This window comes from Acinetobacter sp. MD2, from assembly GCF_035615575.1.
GTDB lineage: Bacteria > Pseudomonadota > Gammaproteobacteria > Pseudomonadales > Moraxellaceae > Acinetobacter.
The window spans coordinates 383097-399319 of sequence record NZ_VTDK01000001.1 but is presented as its reverse complement, the minus strand read 5'-3'; the positions used below and the strand labels follow the sequence as shown (position 1 = coordinate 399319).

The following is a 16223-nucleotide window of genomic DNA, read 5'->3' as shown; positions in this document are numbered from 1 at the left end:
TTAAGGTTCAATGAAATCAGCTTCTTCTTCTGTCTGCTCTGTAGGTGACACATTTTTGGTTAACAGTTGCTCGCGAATTTGGGTTTCAATTTCTTTTGCAAGCTGAGCATTCTCTTCTAAATAACGAATCACGTTATTTTTACCTTGGCCAATTTTACTGCCTTGATAAGAGTACCAAGCACCTGCTTTTTGTACAATTTCTTGTTGTACCGCAAGGTCAACCACTTCACCTAGCTGATTAACGCCTTTACCATATAAAATTTGGAAAAGGGCTTCTTTAAATGGTGGTGCCATTTTGTTTTTAACGACTTTTACTTTGGTTTCAGAACCAATAATTTCATCGCCTTCTTTAACTTGACCAATACGGCGAATGTCTAAACGCACCGAAGCGTAGAATTTTAATGCATTACCACCTGTGGTTGTTTCAGGGCTACCAAACATAACCCCAATTTTCATACGGATTTGGTTAATGAAAATCACCATACAATTGAGGCGTTTGGCATTACCAGTAATTTTACGCAAGGCTTGGCTCATTAAGCGTGCTTGTAAGCCCATGTGCGAGTCACCCATTTCGCCTTCAATTTCAGCTTTCGGGGTAAGTGCGGCAACAGAGTCGACCACGATTAAATCAATTGCACCTGAACGAACCAACATATCGGCAATTTCGAGTGCTTGTTCACCGTTATCGGGCTGTGAAACCAATAAATTGTCAATGTCTACGCCAAGTTTGCGGGCATATTGTGGGTCAAGTGCATGTTCGGCATCAATAAAAGCACACGTACCACCCGCTTTTTGACATTGCGCAATCGCTTGCAAAGTCATAGTGGTTTTACCTGACGATTCAGGGCCATAAATTTCAACAATACGGCCTTTAGGTAAACCACCTATACCAAGTGCAATATCAAGCGTTAAAGAACCAGTTGATACGGCTTCTATCGCCTGAACGGTGTTATCACCGAGGCGCATTACTGTATTTTTACCAAATTGTTTTTCAATTTGACTTAAAGCGGCATTTAACGCTTTGCTTTTATTTTCATCCATCTTACAACCTCAAAACGATGATTATGTCTGTACACTTAAGTGGATGTATAGGAAAAAGAATCTCGACACCACGGGCATTATACTGACAGATTTAATTTAAATTGGCTATGTTGATTTAATTGGGTGCGACATAAGTTGTCGCTATTAGTCATCCCATGTTGCTTCATATTGAGCATCATGCTGATGTTTGAATTTATGAATGTCACGGCGATCTTTTTTACTTGGACGATGATCGGGGCGGGCTAAATTTTGTAATTTCCGCTGCGATGCAAAGAGCTCACGGCGTGCAATACTGGTTTCTGTTTCACTGTAAAGTAATTGTGCAACAGGCGCAGGACCACGAATATCGGATAGGCCAGTAATCACCACTGTTTTTTTATCTATTCCTTGCTGAATAGTCAATTCCATTCCGATACGAATCTCTTTAGAAACTTTAACCCGTTCACTTTGATGATGTACTTTACCACCTTCAATTGCAGCTTTGGCAATTGAGCGAGTTTTAAAAAATCGGGCTGCCCAAAGCCATTTGTCGACTCGCATACTATCTTTTGGTTCGGAATGTTGTTTCATATACATCCTATTCATCATATATACAAAATGAATAATTTAACGTATTCATCTATGAAAGTTCTTGCAGCCTATGTTTTATTGCGATCTATCATGCAAAAATAATGCAGTGATACTCATCGTGCAAGAGCTCTATTATACAATAAGGTAGATGCTCAAATTTACAAGCCTAACTTGCTGCAAAATTTAAGGAATGCCTATGTTTACACCATGTCTTGCGCCAAAAGATGCTTTTATTCAGCACATTTTAACTATCATTTGCAGTGCAAATCAGTTATTGCAGGCAGAATACCAAACTTATTGTGCGGCAGATGCAACATTTAAAATACAGCATAAAGATGATTTATCGCCTGTTACCCAAGCCGATCTAAAGTGTAATGATTTCATCTTACACGCACTTCAGCAAATAACCCCTGAAATTGCAGTGTTGTCAGAAGAAGGAGATGTGCATTTACGTCATACATGGCAAAAATGCTGGTTGCTTGACCCGCTAGACGGCACGAAAGAATTTTTAAAAAAGCGCCCTGAGTTTACGATCAATTTAAGCTTAATTGAACAAGGTGAAACCTTATTTTCAGTGATTGCTGTACCTGCACAACGGATTGTTTATTTGGGTTACACCGACCAATTGCCTTATAAATACTTACAAGATCAAAACACATGGCAGCAGTACCAAGCACAGCCGCCTTTAGAATCAAACTGCTTAAAGCTAGGTTTAAGTCATCGCAGTCGTCAGATTGAGTATCAACAATTTACTGAACTTTTAGCACAGCATCATAGTATTGAATCAATCACCGCAGGTAGCGCTTATAAGTTTTGTTTGATGCTTGAAGGGGAAATTGACTTGTATCCACGTTTTCATCCCACTTGTGAATGGGACACCAGTGCAGGGCAAGGTCTACTTCAAAGCATTGGTGGTGGTTTGATCGGTTTAGATGGTCAAAAATTTCGCTATAATATTCGCAGCAGCTTATTAAATTCAGGATTCTTGGCCTATCGTTCTGAAGCCAGTAAAAGTGCAGGCATCACAGCATTGCAGCACATGGCAAAATAACCACGGACTTTGCCAGAGCATGTTATATTAATGCTTAAAATAAAATGCGAACACATGGAATGGCTTTAAAATTACTCCCCAAAAGTATGTTTCAGGCAATTGATTTACTGCCCGATAGACATACACCTGTGACGTTATTTACTCGGCATTCGATTCGAGAGATTGTAGCAGGGCAAGGTTTGGCTGGATACGACTTACAACTCACCACACAAGGGCGTGAGCTTGCACAAGCATGGGGACAATATTTAATTCAAAATACCGACCGTGTGATACAACACTGCATTTCAAGTCCAATTCAGCGCTGTATTGATACTGCTGCATTAATGATTCAAGGTGCTGACCAAATTGCGATACAGCAAAATACGCATCATATTGAAATTATTGAACAGGGTTTATTGGTCGAACCGGGTAGTTTTGTACTCGATATTCAGCAAGCAGCCCCTTATTTTAAGCAACAAGGTGCTTTAGGTTTTGTGAATAGTTTTGTCAATAATGGCTTACCTGGCATGAAACACCCGATTACTGGGGTGGTTGATGTATTGGAATTGATTTATCAGACGCATCCGCAGCAAGCAGGCGGTTTAAGTTTGGCGGTAAGTCACGACACTATTATTGCAGCAATGCTAGCGGTTATGAATAACCAGACCCAACTGAATAAGAGTGATTGGCCTGAGATGATGGAAGGCGTTTTTGTTTGGTTTGAAGGCGATTGTTTTTCTGAGAGTATTTTAAAATGGATTTGGAGAGGGCAATTGCATCAGCTTTCAATTCATGACTTTCAACAGCAACATCTGAAAGATTAACAGGCAAGGAATTGGATGCATCTTTTTTTAGATTGTGAATTTAATGGTTGGCATGACCATAGTACAGGCGATCTTATTTCATTGGCATTGGTTTCTGCCGATGCAACATACTGTTTTTATGAAGTTGTAGCGTGTAGTCAGCCACTGCCTTTTGTGGCACAGCATGTTTTACCTGTACTTGGAAAAGATGCGATTCCACTGTGGGCGTTGGCCAATAAGTTAAGTCGCTTCTTATGGGAAATAAATGCGGTAGAATCTTGTTCTCTCACGATCGTGGCCGATTATCCTTCAGACATTGAATTATTTAATCGCACCTTACTGGTTGGGCAGGGTCAATGTTTGAGTGTCCCTGCTATTCATTTTTTACTTGACTTGTCATTGAGTACACAGCTCTCTGCAATACCGCATAATGCACTTGAAGATGCCAAGGCATTAAGTCAGGATTATGCAAATAAGTATTCACAATTAGATTTTTAATAATCAGATTGTGTTTTGATAAGGTGCAGTTCAGGTAAAATAATACGATATTCATCGGCATGATCTTCTTTATGCCAAAGCACGACAAAATTAACTTTAGCACTTTTAATGTGATAGCCTTGTTTTAATTTAGCTTGTAACTGCTCTTTAAAACTCTTTGAAAATTTAAGGACATAACTACCTTCTACATTTTTACAGCCGTCTGTATCGGCAAATAAAATATCGCCACTGACGAAGTCGCGAACAACACTTGCATGATGAATAAAATGATTTAAATAGATGTTCTTATGATTTAAATAAAAGATAAAGTCTGATGTTGCGGCATAGTTGGTCTGATTTTTCATCAGAATTAAATTTTCGACCTGAATCCCATCTAAAATATTGGTATTACATAAAATATTTAAGTGACTTTTTGCACGGGTTAATCCGACATACAGTTGCCGTTTTGTATCATCATCTTTGAGTTTAAATTGATTCAGCATTAAAAAGACCTGATCAAATTCACGGCCTTTACTTTTGTGAATGGTCGATACAAAAACTATATCATCTTGGATGGTGTAAAAATCTTCAAGTTTGGATTCTCGTACAAATACCCGAAAGTCAGATTGGTATTTTTGTTCGGGATGGATTGCGGCAAATATTTGAATCAGGTTTAAGCATAGATCAAGCTTTTGGCTTCGTTGGAATCTGTTTTTGAGTTTGATGATTGCATCATCCCAACGCGCTGCCGAGATAATATAATCATGTTCGCCTAAGTCTAAATAATGAAAAAATGCTCGAATCTCAAGTAAATCAAAGACATTGAAACCTTCATTACTTTGAATAAGTTTGGCGGCAATACCACGTTGTAACAACAGACTGGTAATTTGTGCGGCTTCATCATTGGTTTGCACCAAAATACAACGACTTCCATCTGTCTTTGTGGCCAGCACCTGCTCAATTAAAGGCTGAATAAGGTGATGGCTGCTGTAACGTGTCAGTTGAATCTCGCCATTGTCAGTTTGTTTGGCCACAATTGGGAATTTTTTTAGCCGCTGCTGAATACCGTCGGCAAAATAGTTGCTAAAAGCGACCAAGTTCTGCTTACTCCGATAATTTTCGACCAATTCATATTGCTCAGCATGGTGTTGCTCGACCAAACTTTGTAGGTGTTTTGCGCTCGCAAACACAGGGGCGAAGGAATAAATGGTTTGATCATCATCACCAACCGCAATAACACGCATTTCCTCATTTTTTTCCATAAGCGTCTGAACCAGTTCAAATTGAACCGCATTCATATCTTGCGCTTCATCAATCACCAGCACCATTTTGCTAATTCGATTGATCTCTACATCGCCCGTTTTAATTTTATCGGTTGCACGTTGTACAATCGCATCTGACTGTTCCAAACTTCCAACTTTTCCAAGTAAATCAAAACAATATGAATGAAAGGTTTTAATTTCAACATAGGCTGCGGCATTCCCAATTAGCTGAATAAGGCGTGATTTAAACTCATATGCAGCGGCGCGTGAGAAGGTGAGCATTAACAATTGCTCATGTTTAACATCTTCCATCATCAATAAAGATGCCAATTTATGCACCAAAACACGGGTTTTGCCACTACCAGGCCCAGCGGCAACTACAATATGCTGATTCTCACTGTCATTAATAATTTTAAGTTGTGCAGGGGACAGTTCACCAAAAAGACGTTGGAATTTTGAAGCAGTCATTTTTTGTTTTAAAAAATCGCCTTTACTGGCAGGGAAATATTTTCTTAAAAAACTACTATAATTAAGCTGAAAATAATCCTCTACAAATTGTAATGCAACTTGATAATCTTCAACCATTTTCTTGGCATATTCACCGACAATATGAATTTGTTGCACCTTGTTGTCGTAATAAAGTTCTAACTTTTTATAATCTTCTTTGGTGTATTTTTTCAGGTTGTTTTTTTCAAGGCGTTGTAGGCTAAGACGGTTATAAATCACCATAAAGCCACCTTCAATTTTAATGGCTTCAATTCGTGATAAATAAAATAAGCTGTCTTCTACATCATCTAAGTCAATCTTTAACGTCAATACATCTTCTGTCTTTTCATAGGCCGCTTTGAGTTCATGGATAGAAAATTCAATTAAGCATTCTTCTTTTTCTAGGGCAGATAAATGATCTTGTTGATAACGTTGATATAAATATTCGACAATGAATTGTGCTAGTGCGTGACGCTTGGCAACTTTTTCTAATAGCTGTGCAGGCTCAGTTTGATACAGCAGGGCAATTTGATGATGTTGATGTTCAATATTCTTTTTCTTCACCCAGTTTTTAATCGACCAAAAGTTGAGAATTGTCTTAATTTTATTGGGTGTAACTTGTTGTATGCTCATTTCATCAATCGTCTGATTGAGCTCTTTGACCGAGTAGTGATTTTCATCTGCATGAATCTGTGTCAACAAGGCATTTTCAATGGCGATAAAATCTTTCAAAATATTGAATGATTTATTAGCCGTTTCAGTTTTCTTAATAAAAGCGGTTAAGTCTTGTGTGTCGGCTAAAATTTTTTCTTCCCGAAAAATATTAATGATTTGGATGACTTCTGCACGCACAATACCAAGATGGTCGCTGATATAATCAACCCGTGACTCTGCGGCTTCATCAGTGGCTAACTTACGACTTTTGGTGGAAAACAGCTTTTTAATAATTCGAATAGCTTTTTGTTTTTGCACTTCAATTAATTTTTCAGAATTTTCAATAATTTCAATTGCTTCTTGTGCATTCTTACACAAAATACTATTGGCAAAAACTCGTGGCATATTTTGCCCGCGTTTGACATAACCTGAGTCTTCTAACGCTGAAATTGCAGTGGTCACGCGGTTTTCGATATCGTCTACCGTGTCATCCCAACCTGCTTTACGGGCAATTTCTAATGCCGAATTCGACAATGATGCACGTACACGGGTCATATCTTTAATCGCTTTCCAAATTTGCTGAATCTCTTTAATTGAAATTTTAGTTTGATTCAGCAAAATAAAATGCTTACTTAAATCTTCTTCATCGAATAAAACAAAACACTCAGCTTGCAGGTTTTCATCTCGACCCGCACGACCTGCTTCTTGCACATAATTTTCTAATGAATCTGAAATTTCATAGTGAATAACAGCACCAACATCACGTTTATCAACACCCATACCAAAAGCAGATGTTGCCACCATAATTTGCACATCACCCGCAATAAAGGCTTCTTGATTAGCCGTTTTGTCTTGGCTGTGCATTTTTCCGTGATAACCACGGACATTAAATCCATCTTGTCCGAGTTGTTCTACAAGGGCTTTAACTCGTTTGGTACGTGAAACATAAATAATAGTCGGACAATTCTTATCTTCAATCAATTGGCGTAAGGTTTGATATTTTTCATCATGTCCTTGTTTGTTAAAGACTTGATAACGTAAGTTTTTACGAGAAACTTTGGCAGAAAAAATTTCTAATTCAAGTCCTAAGCGCGTTTTAAAATAAGCACAAATATCATCAACCACACGTTGTTTAGCTGTTGCAGTGAAACATGAAACGGCTATAGGTTCTGCTAATTGTTTGGTTTCTTGTAGGTTTTTAATGAAATCTGCAATATATAAATAATCAACCCGAAAATCTTGTCCCCACGAAGAAAAACAGTGTGCTTCATCAATCACAAACCTGACCACATTACGCGCCAATAATGCTCTTTCGATGGTGCGTGAACGTAACGATTCAGGCGAAATGTAGAGTAGGGCAGCTGATCCATCAATCACACGTTCTAGCGATTTTGCGCGCTCAATCGGATCTAATAAGCCATTGATGGTCACTGCATCGGTAATACCATTACGTTCTAAATTATCGACTTGGTCTTTCATTAATGACTGTAAAGGTGAAATAACCACCGTTAAACCTTTGTTATTCTCGCCACTCATTAATGCAGGAACTTGAAACGTAATTGATTTACCACCGCCTGTTGGGAAAATAGCCAAAAGTGATTTATTTTCAATGGCGGCTTTGGCTGCTTGTTCTTGTAATGGTTTATCGTCATAACGACGGAAATTATCATAGCCAAAAAACTTTTTTAATCCTATTTTAGGATTCAACTTTTGTGCGCAGTAGGCACAACCTAGCCGACATGGAGTGCTTCTAAGTTTAGATAAAATACTTTCAATTTTAGGATATTGGAACAATAACCATTTGGGTGTAATTGAATAGCGATTTTTCACATAAATTAATGAAAGTGTATAGGCAAGTTCTACAGGATTTCGTTCAATAAAACCTTCTAAATCGGCTTGTTCACAAATTTCTTCTGCAAACAGTTCATAAATAAGTACAAACAGTTCATCTTGCACAGGTACAAAGTTTAAATATTCAAAAAATGCCTTAAAACCAATCTGATCTTTTAATAACCAATAAAAAATGGCTTGTAAGCGCAAATCTAAGCTTAAAAAAATTTCAATTTCGCTATGTAATAAATCACGTGTGATGATTGCATCGTTTAAGGGCGAGTTTGACGATTCAAACTGTAATTTATAGTTTTTATTTAATGCATGATAAGGGCGTGCAGGAAATAATAATGCGGATAAAAATAAAGTATCAATTATACAGTTTGGGTGAAAATTAAGCGACTTTAAAATTGGCTGTAAATAATGTAAATCGTGCCGAATAAAATTATGACCACACAGATAATCCGTTTGAGATAAGAATGATGTGAGTGCTGGCAATGAGTTTTGATGAAATTGTTCTTCATTGGTTTTAATCGCACCAATATCAATAATTTTTTTGCTATCTGGATTCACTTCTAAATCTAAGAATGCGACTGTGGCCATTTTTAAATGTCATAATTGGAAGTACTCGCTAATCATAAATAATTCTTGCAAAGATTACAATTCATCATTTCGCATAATGTCTTGATTATGTTACATAATAATCTTTTATAAAAAGTTAATATCGTTTCGATATTAACTTTTTATAAAATGCGATTATCTTTTTAATGCACCAATTATTATTTAACATCAATCTTTATTATGCGAAATCGAATATAAAATTATATTTTTAATATACTGTTTATTATTTAAAATCGAATATGCGATTGAGGGAGGGAGGAGGGACGTTCGACCGACTGATTGAGCAAATTCGATTTTTGTGAAAGGGCACACTGCTATCTAAAATAGTGTGCCTGACTGCGGAAAGTTTTTCGACATTTGCCCCGTAACCCATATATAACGGAGCTTCTAGCATTAATGAGATTAATTCGCATTAATGCTTATTTTGGTATTATTAAATTCCCACTATTTCCTACTTCTATTAGATCAATTCCATGTTCTATTAATATATGTACTACTTCGCTGTCTCGAATTGGCTGTTGTCCTTTTTGAATTAGAACTTTATTCAATTCAACAGCTTTCTTTCTAAGCATTTCTTGCTCTTTGTCATTTAGACGTACGCTTTGTACCATTTCTTTTCTCTTTAACCTTTTGGTTGATTGCATAAAATAATACATGCATTTATGCATGCATGTTGCCAATAGGGTTTATAATGAATAAAGAACAAGCTTTAAATTATATTGAAAATGCTATTTTTGCTGCCGTTACTGACCTTGAAAAGGGTATTGCTATTGGCTTTATTGATGCTTGTTTTTTTTCAAATTTGATTTCTGATATTGAGTTTCACCAATTTCGCTCTCGTGTTTTTGGTAATTAATTCTTATGAACGATTTTCAGCGTTTAATGATTCCCATCATCCCGACTCATGTTTGTAACCTTGACAATCGTTATTGGTTCAATGGCGATATTTTGGATTTTGGTGTGCCTGCTGCAACTCGCCATGTTTCTAAAGATGATGAAGGCAAAATAACAACAGGGGAGCTTTATCACCCATACGAATCGCTACCAAGCGATTACACCGATATGGCAGTTAAATTTTATACCGTAACATTTAACACAGCGCCTTATGTCGAGATTAAAGGTTCGCCTTTGAAGTTATTGCAGGGTCATAACGTATATGGCTTTGATTCACTTGAATTGGGTACATATCACATGATTGGAATGTTGCTCGCAGCATTTCCCAAGCTTGCCCCGATTTTAGACGTTGCAAATACAGAATTATCCTGCCTTGATACGACCTATTTATTTAGATTGCCACATCAGAACATGGTTCAGCCTGTTTTAGATTACATGGCTAATCTTGCATCTGGTCATCGTAAAGCCCGTGAAGTCAAATACAACAACTATATTTCTTGGGGTAATGACGGTGCCAGTGTTCGCCCAAAAGCCTACGGCAAATTTGAAGAAGTAAAAGCCCAATTAAACAAGATTCAAAAACAAGCAGACAAGGGTTGTATGCGCTCTAAAGCACTTGTTGTAGCTATGCACGATGCTTTGCCATTTGCCAATGCAATTGTCCGTTTAGAAGCTCGTATTACCAAGACATATTTAGCCAAAAATGGTTATCCAACCAATATTTTTCAATTAATTGATTTGCAGAAACAACAGCCAGACCTTTTGCTACGCCTATGGCACGTAGCGTTTGATCCAATATTAGACACGATGAAGGGTAAATATATGAATTTTTCAAGTGATGGAGAAATCTTAGATTTACTCAAATCTAAGTTAGTTACTTATACCAAGACAGGTAAACCAAGCTATACCAAAGCGAACAATGCTATGAAATTTTACGCATTAGTGCGTCAAATTGGCTTAACCGCTACAAAGGCTCTTTATAACGAACGAACATTTTATGACGCTGTTAAATCTCTTTTAGATGTTGGCATTTCAAAAGCTCATTTACAGAATCTTGCTAAAAACCCCAATGGTAAGGTTATTCCGTTTGTCCGTCTTTTAGAACTCAAGATGTGCGATCAACAGCCGTCTGACTATCAAATTCCAGTTTCACCATACAGCCCAAATCAGGGCTTACATTTAGTTGCCTGAGGAGGCTATTACCATGCAAGTTCAATTCAATACACGCACCATTTTGCCAACTGTTTATCGCTCTGAAAAAGACGGTAAAGAACGCTCGTATCTATCAACCACGGTTTTCTCACCAGTGCGTTACAACTTAACGCCAACTGCGGGAATGATGCCAGTCGAACAGATCCAAGCGATTTTAGAAGAATGTGCAGACAATGCCCAAGAGGTTGAAATTCAGTTTGTAGAGCAACAAACCAAGTTTGGTGCGCAAATGCAGATTTTTAGCGTTAAGCCAGTTCCAAAAAAGCCATAACAATCAAAGGCTTATAATGCAATATTTCGTATAATGTATATTATGTTAAATTGGATGTTTCAATACTATGATATATATAATAATTTTAATAAGATACTGTTTTGGAAGTCCCCCCACATACATTGCATAATGTGGGGGTTTAAATAAACTGACGATTTAATCATTAGGTTGATAGTTTAAATATTGATGCTTAATTTGAATATGTTCAGCAATTCGTTTTGCATCATGCCAAACACCCCAAATAAAACTCGAACCTCTACCTGTTAAATATGGTAAACCTAAAAAATAAATCCCTGCTTGTGCCGTTATGCCTTGCTTATGTTTTGGACGTTTATTCTCATCAAAAATATCTAAATCAATCCAGTCATAATCATACCCAAAACCCGATGCCCAAATAATGCTGGTGATATTCTCATCATTAAAGTTTAATTTTAAAATTGGATGAGTAATACATTCTGGATCATCTAATATAATACGCGCATCGGGATCTTCAGGTAAATTAAGTCCATTATTGGCAATAAATGCATCAGCTTTATCAAGCAGTTTTAAATAATTTTCCTCCGCTTGATGAATATTCTCAGCTAAATCGGGCTGAAAACTTACACAATCCGCATCAAAAGCTTGGGTCATTCCAACTAAAGTAATGCCCTGCTGCCCCAATTTTTTAAAGTCAACGGTATGACCATTATGTGCGCCACTCACTGCAAAGCCTTTTAATGGCCCTGAGTCTGGTTTTTCAGCATCCCAACCGCCCAATACGCCTAACCACCAGACATTATCACGACCGCGGTAACGCCGTGGTGGACGTTCATGTTTTCCAACCGATAAAAATACTTTTTTGCCGGCACGGTTTAGTTCATCGGCAATTTGCACGCCTGATGAACCTGCACCAATCACTAACACGTTACCTTCGGGTAATTGTTGTGGATTTTTGTATTGATCGGAGTGAATTTGATATAACGCTGTCTTTTGCGGTGCAATAGCAGGAATAATGGCTTTTTGAAATGGCCCTGTAGCAATAATGACGCGTTTGGCTTCAACTGTGCCGTGTGTGGTTTTAAGAATATAGCCTAAATCATTGGTTTTTTTGGTTAAATGCATTACTTCCACATTACTAAAAATAGGCGCTTGAATTTGCTTGGCATAGGCTTCAAAGTAATCAGCAACTTGGTCGTGATGGACAAAGGCCTCGGGCGAATGTGTAAATTCCATATTCGGGAAACGATCATGCCAACATGGGCCATTTGCAACTAAGGAATCCCAGCGCCGTGTGCGCCATGCTTCAGCAATACGCGCTTTTTCCAATACAATATAGGGAATGCCTAAATTCCCCAAATGCTCGCTTGCGGCAATACCCGCCTGACCACCACCAATGACCACTGTGTCTATTGTTTTAGGTAAATCCATCTTACACCGCCCTATCTTTAAACTAATTCCTCATGTGAATTTTTTCACATGATATATCTTGATTTATTCCGATGTTAAGAAACTGCACCTTAGAATGAAAATCACATATCCAAAAGAACTACATCAAAAAAACTGAATCGTGGTTCAGTCTTATTTTTTTAATGAAAATCAATCTAGTAAGGATTATCTGAATTAAGGACTAGGAAAATAGAAATTGTATTGAACGATTGCATCCGCATACTAAAAACATCATTTATAAGGGGCTAAGCATGAAACACACCCGCATCCGTACTTTTAATACCAAAGCAACTTATCCAGAGCAAAATTTAGATAACGACCTGTGTCAGGCGGTGGTCGCACGTGGTCGCACCGTATTTTTGCGCGGGCAAATTGGGCAAAATTTAGATACATCAGAGAGCGTATGTATTGGCGATGCCAAGGGTCAAGCCGAACAAGCGATGTTTAATATTGACATGCTGTTAAAAGAAGCAGGTGGTGAATTAGAAGATATTTGCAAAATCACCATTTATATTACCGACCCACGTTTTCGGGAAGACGTTTACCGTGTCGTGGGTAAATGGCTAAAAGGGGTTTACCCTGTTTCTACAGGCATTGTAGTATCTGCTTTGGCACGTCCAGAATGGTTGGTTGAAATTGATGCCACTGCGGTTATTCCAGATTAAGAGGAATGCCCCATGACCTTTTCAATTGTTGCGCGCTGTAAAGCGACAGGACAACTAGGTGCGGCAGTCAGTTCATCTTCACCTGCGGTTGCGGCACGGTGTATTCGTGCTAAAGCTGGGGTGGGTGTGGCGGCCAGTCAAAATATTACCGACCCCAATTTGGCGCATATTTTACTAGATTTGATCAAATACGATGTTTCCGCAGCAGATGCCATTCAAGAATTGGTTGCGAATACCGATTTTATTGAGTATCGTCAATTACTTGTACTCAATGCACAAGGTCAATCGGCATGCTTTAGTGGTGAACATACTTTAGGCATTTATCAGTCCTACCAAGGACAAGATGTCGCTTGTGCAGGAAATTTACTGGCTAATCCTGATGTGCCTAAAGTAATGTGTGAGGCTTTTGAATATAGCCAAGGTGCTTTGGCAGAACGTCTATTAATTGCTATGCAAGCAGGACTTGCTGCGGGTGGTGAAGCTGGCCCTGTGCATTCGGCAGGAATGCTTGTGGTCGACAAGGTCGATTGGCCAGTGGTAGATTTACGAGTCGATTGGTCTGACGATGACCCAATTGCAGCCCTAAGCGCGCTTTGGAAAATGTATGCCCCACAAGTTGAAGATTATGTATTACGGGCTTTAAATCCTGCATCTTCTCCAAGTTATGGTGTGGCGGGTGATCCATAGCGAAATAAAAAAGCCAATGGAATAATAAACCGTGTTAAATCGTATTTCGCTTCGTCAAATGGAATATTTTGTTGCCACAGCAGAAAGTGGCAGCATTATTATCGCATCTGAAAAAATTCATGTGTCTTCACCTTCCATTTCTGCGGCAATTGCCCATATTGAATCGGAACTACAGGTGCAACTGTTTATTCGCCAACATGCCAAAGGGTTAATTCTCACCAATGTGGGTGAACAGGTCATGAAGGAATGTCAGCAGATTTTGGCTCAAGCTGGCAGTTTATATGCACTTGCAGCAAATTTTTCAGGTTCGGTTCGTGGCCCATTAAAATTGGGCTGTTTTACCGCATTTGCACCGATGTTGTATGCCGAAATTATTCATGGTTTTAGCAATCTATATAAAAGCGTAGACTTAGAACTCTGCGAGGGTGATCAGGAAGTTTTAATTAACGGTTTGCAGCGCAATGTTTTAGATGTGGTGTTGACTTACGATTTAAATATTGATGACAATTTTATTCATTTTGAACCACTTGCATCGTTACCGCCGTATGCACTGTTTAGTGAAGAGCATCCTTTGGCACAAGCTCCTGCTGTGACTTTAGAAGAACTTTCCGAACAGCCAATGATTCTGCTTGATATGCCATATAGCAATGATTATTTCATCTCTTTATTTAAAAAGAATAATTTGAACCCTAAAATTGTGAAAACCTCAAAAAATTCGGAGGTTATTCGCGCTATGGTGGCCAATAATATTGGCTATAGCATTTTAAATGTACGTCCCAAAATCAACACTTCTCTTGATGGAAAACGCTTGGTACGTGTTCGAATTTCGGGTGAACAACGTCCTATGCAAATAGGTTTAGCTACGGCTAAAAATGCCGTGCAAAATATTGTGACACAAGCCTTCATTAGCCGTTGCCGCGCGTTTATTTCCGATCAATACATTCCAGGAATGGCAGCACCTCATTTTTATGACCCGTATAAACGTACCGAGGAAGCACCGCATGACTGATTTACGCAGTGTCGAATTACTCAAACAACTGATTCAATTTGATACCACCTCAAGCAAAAGTAATTTGGCATTGATTCATTTTGTACAGCAATTGCTTGAAAGTCAGGGTATTGACGTCAAACTAAAAATCAATCATGAACAAAAAAAAGCTTGTTTGTTTGCAAGCGTTGGCCCAAAAGATGTTGCTGGTATTTTACTTTCGGGACATAGCGATGTTGTACCTGTAGAGGGACAAAATTGGCATAGTAATCCATTTATTGCACTGGAACAAAATGGCAAGATCTATGGGCGTGGTACGGCCGACATGAAAGGCTTTATTGCCTGTGCAATTCATATTTTATTGCAAGCCAGTCAGCAAACGTTAACAAAACCGCTGCATCTGTGTTTATCTTATGATGAAGAAATTGGCTGTATTGGCGTGCGTGATATTTTGCAGCATTTATCGGAATATATGATTCCTCCAATTTGCTGTGTGATTGGTGAACCAACCTTAATGCAAATTGCCACGGGGCATAAAGGTAAAGCGGTATTTCAAGCAATCTGTACGGGTCAAGAAGGACATTCTGCACTTGCGCCACAATTTACCAATGCCATTCATGTTGCAACCGCTTTGGTGCAATCTTTAGTTGAGACGCAGCAACAGCTTGCCCAAACAGGCGAACAAGATCTTGACTATGATGTGCCTTATACAACAGTGCATGTTGGCAAAATTTCAGGAGGTAAGGCGCTGAACATTGTGCCGAATCATTGTGTGGTTGATTATGAAATTCGAAATATTGCCCAAGATACAAGCGAGCACATTCAACAGACGATTCAACAGCATGCTGCACTAAAACCGTTTCAAAAATTTATTTATATTGAAGAAATTAATCAATACCCAGGCTTACTGACATCACCAACGCTACAAGCAGTGAAATTTATGCAAAGTTTATTGCCTGAAGCGATGCCGTTACAGAAAATCTCTTTTGGTACCGAAGGTGGTTTGTTTTATCAAACACTCGACTGCCCCGTCATTGTGTGTGGCCCTGGCTCTATTACTGTGGCACATAAGCCCGATGAATTTGTTGAGATTGACCAACTGTTACAGTGCGATAGGTTCTTACAAAAAATCTTAGCCAGTTTGCAATAATTCATCTGCGTCTTTCCTTCGCCGTTTTTTATAGGCGAAGGAAAATGATTTTAAGCTGCATGTTTTCGCTTCAGCTTTTCCATAGAGCTACATCACGATTTCAAAATTACATCTTTCATTCAAATCCGTTATAAAAAATATTAAGACGATATTTTGA

Annotated in this window: 15 protein-coding genes; 10 read left to right on the top strand and 5 right to left on the bottom strand. The window is 38.3% G+C overall.

Annotation, left to right across the window (positions count from 1 at the left end; translation table 11 throughout):
- Together recA and FXN70_RS01910 are read right to left on the bottom strand one after the other, a co-directional pair.
- Nucleotides 1-1041, bottom strand: coding sequence for a recombinase RecA (gene recA, locus FXN70_RS01915; protein WP_324645725.1), 1041 nt, complete (start codon nucleotides 1039-1041; stop codon nucleotides 1-3).
- Nucleotides 1042-1185: 144 nt separating this feature from the next.
- Complete coding sequence (locus FXN70_RS01910; RefSeq protein WP_324645724.1) at nucleotides 1186-1611, bottom strand: RNA-binding S4 domain-containing protein; 426 nt, start codon at nucleotides 1609-1611, stop codon at nucleotides 1186-1188.
- Between the two features lie 196 nt (nucleotides 1612-1807).
- Between FXN70_RS01910 and FXN70_RS01905 the strand changes: the two genes are divergently transcribed.
- From FXN70_RS01905 to FXN70_RS01895, 3 genes are read left to right on the top strand one after another with little or no spacing between them, the layout of a single operon-like run.
- A complete protein-coding gene (locus FXN70_RS01905) occupies nucleotides 1808-2662 on the top strand; it encodes a 3'(2'),5'-bisphosphate nucleotidase CysQ (protein WP_324645723.1) in 855 nt (284 codons plus the stop codon).
- Between the two features lie 59 nt (nucleotides 2663-2721).
- Nucleotides 2722-3465: a phosphoglycerate mutase family protein gene (locus FXN70_RS01900; protein WP_324645722.1), complete on the top strand. Its 744-nt coding sequence runs from the start codon at nucleotides 2722-2724 to the stop codon at nucleotides 3463-3465.
- A gap of 15 nt (nucleotides 3466-3480) precedes the next feature.
- Nucleotides 3481-3942, top strand: coding sequence for a hypothetical protein (locus FXN70_RS01895; RefSeq protein WP_324645721.1), 462 nt, complete (start codon nucleotides 3481-3483; stop codon nucleotides 3940-3942).
- Here the strand turns inward: FXN70_RS01895 and FXN70_RS01890 are convergent.
- Both FXN70_RS01890 and FXN70_RS01885 read right to left on the bottom strand, forming a co-directional pair.
- On the bottom strand, nucleotides 3939-8756 hold the full coding sequence (locus tag FXN70_RS01890; RefSeq protein WP_324645720.1) for a RecQ family ATP-dependent DNA helicase: 4818 nt from the start codon (nucleotides 8754-8756) through the stop codon (nucleotides 3939-3941). The genes FXN70_RS01895 and FXN70_RS01890 overlap by 4 nt on opposite strands.
- 437 nt (nucleotides 8757-9193) lie before the next feature.
- Complete coding sequence (locus FXN70_RS01885; protein ID WP_324645719.1) at nucleotides 9194-9418, bottom strand: hypothetical protein; 225 nt, start codon at nucleotides 9416-9418, stop codon at nucleotides 9194-9196.
- Nucleotides 9419-9465: 47 nt separating this feature from the next.
- On the opposite strand from FXN70_RS01885, the gene FXN70_RS01880 reads away from it, so the two are divergent.
- Genes FXN70_RS01880 through FXN70_RS01870 form a run of 3 tightly spaced genes read left to right on the top strand, consistent with a single transcriptional unit; the run spans nucleotide 9466 to nucleotide 11151 of the window.
- Nucleotides 9466-9630, top strand: coding sequence for a hypothetical protein (locus FXN70_RS01880; protein WP_324645718.1), 165 nt, complete (start codon nucleotides 9466-9468; stop codon nucleotides 9628-9630).
- Between the two features lie 5 nt (nucleotides 9631-9635).
- Nucleotides 9636-10859: a phage/plasmid replication protein, II/X family gene (locus FXN70_RS01875; protein ID WP_324645717.1), complete on the top strand. Its 1224-nt coding sequence runs from the start codon at nucleotides 9636-9638 to the stop codon at nucleotides 10857-10859.
- A gap of 13 nt (nucleotides 10860-10872) precedes the next feature.
- Nucleotides 10873-11151 carry a hypothetical protein gene (locus FXN70_RS01870; protein WP_324645716.1) on the top strand — a complete coding sequence of 93 codons (279 nt, stop codon included), beginning with the start codon at nucleotides 10873-10875 and terminating at the stop codon, nucleotides 11149-11151.
- 156 nt (nucleotides 11152-11307) lie between these two features.
- On the opposite strand, the gene FXN70_RS01865 is transcribed toward FXN70_RS01870, so the two are convergent.
- On the bottom strand, nucleotides 11308-12558 hold the full coding sequence (locus FXN70_RS01865; protein WP_324645715.1) for an NAD(P)/FAD-dependent oxidoreductase: 1251 nt from the start codon (nucleotides 12556-12558) through the stop codon (nucleotides 11308-11310).
- 269 nt (nucleotides 12559-12827) lie between these two features.
- Here FXN70_RS01865 and FXN70_RS01860 point away from each other — a divergent pair, with 269 nt between their 5' ends.
- From FXN70_RS01860 to argE, 4 genes are read left to right on the top strand one after another with little or no spacing between them, the layout of a single operon-like run.
- A complete protein-coding gene (locus FXN70_RS01860) occupies nucleotides 12828-13241 on the top strand; it encodes a RidA family protein (RefSeq protein WP_324645714.1) in 414 nt (137 codons plus the stop codon).
- Between the two features lie 12 nt (nucleotides 13242-13253).
- Nucleotides 13254-13928 carry a DUF1028 domain-containing protein gene (locus tag FXN70_RS01855; RefSeq protein WP_324645713.1) on the top strand — a complete coding sequence of 225 codons (675 nt, stop codon included), beginning with the start codon at nucleotides 13254-13256 and terminating at the stop codon, nucleotides 13926-13928.
- Between the two features lie 31 nt (nucleotides 13929-13959).
- On the top strand, nucleotides 13960-14937 hold the full coding sequence (locus FXN70_RS01850) for a LysR family transcriptional regulator (RefSeq protein ID WP_324645712.1): 978 nt from the start codon (nucleotides 13960-13962) through the stop codon (nucleotides 14935-14937).
- Nucleotides 14930-16066 (top strand): acetylornithine deacetylase, encoded by a 1137-nt coding sequence (gene argE / locus FXN70_RS01845; protein WP_324645711.1) that lies wholly within the window; start codon nucleotides 14930-14932, stop codon nucleotides 16064-16066. Before FXN70_RS01850 ends, argE begins: the two co-directional genes overlap by 8 nt.
- Nucleotides 16067-16223: the final 157 nt, after the last annotated feature.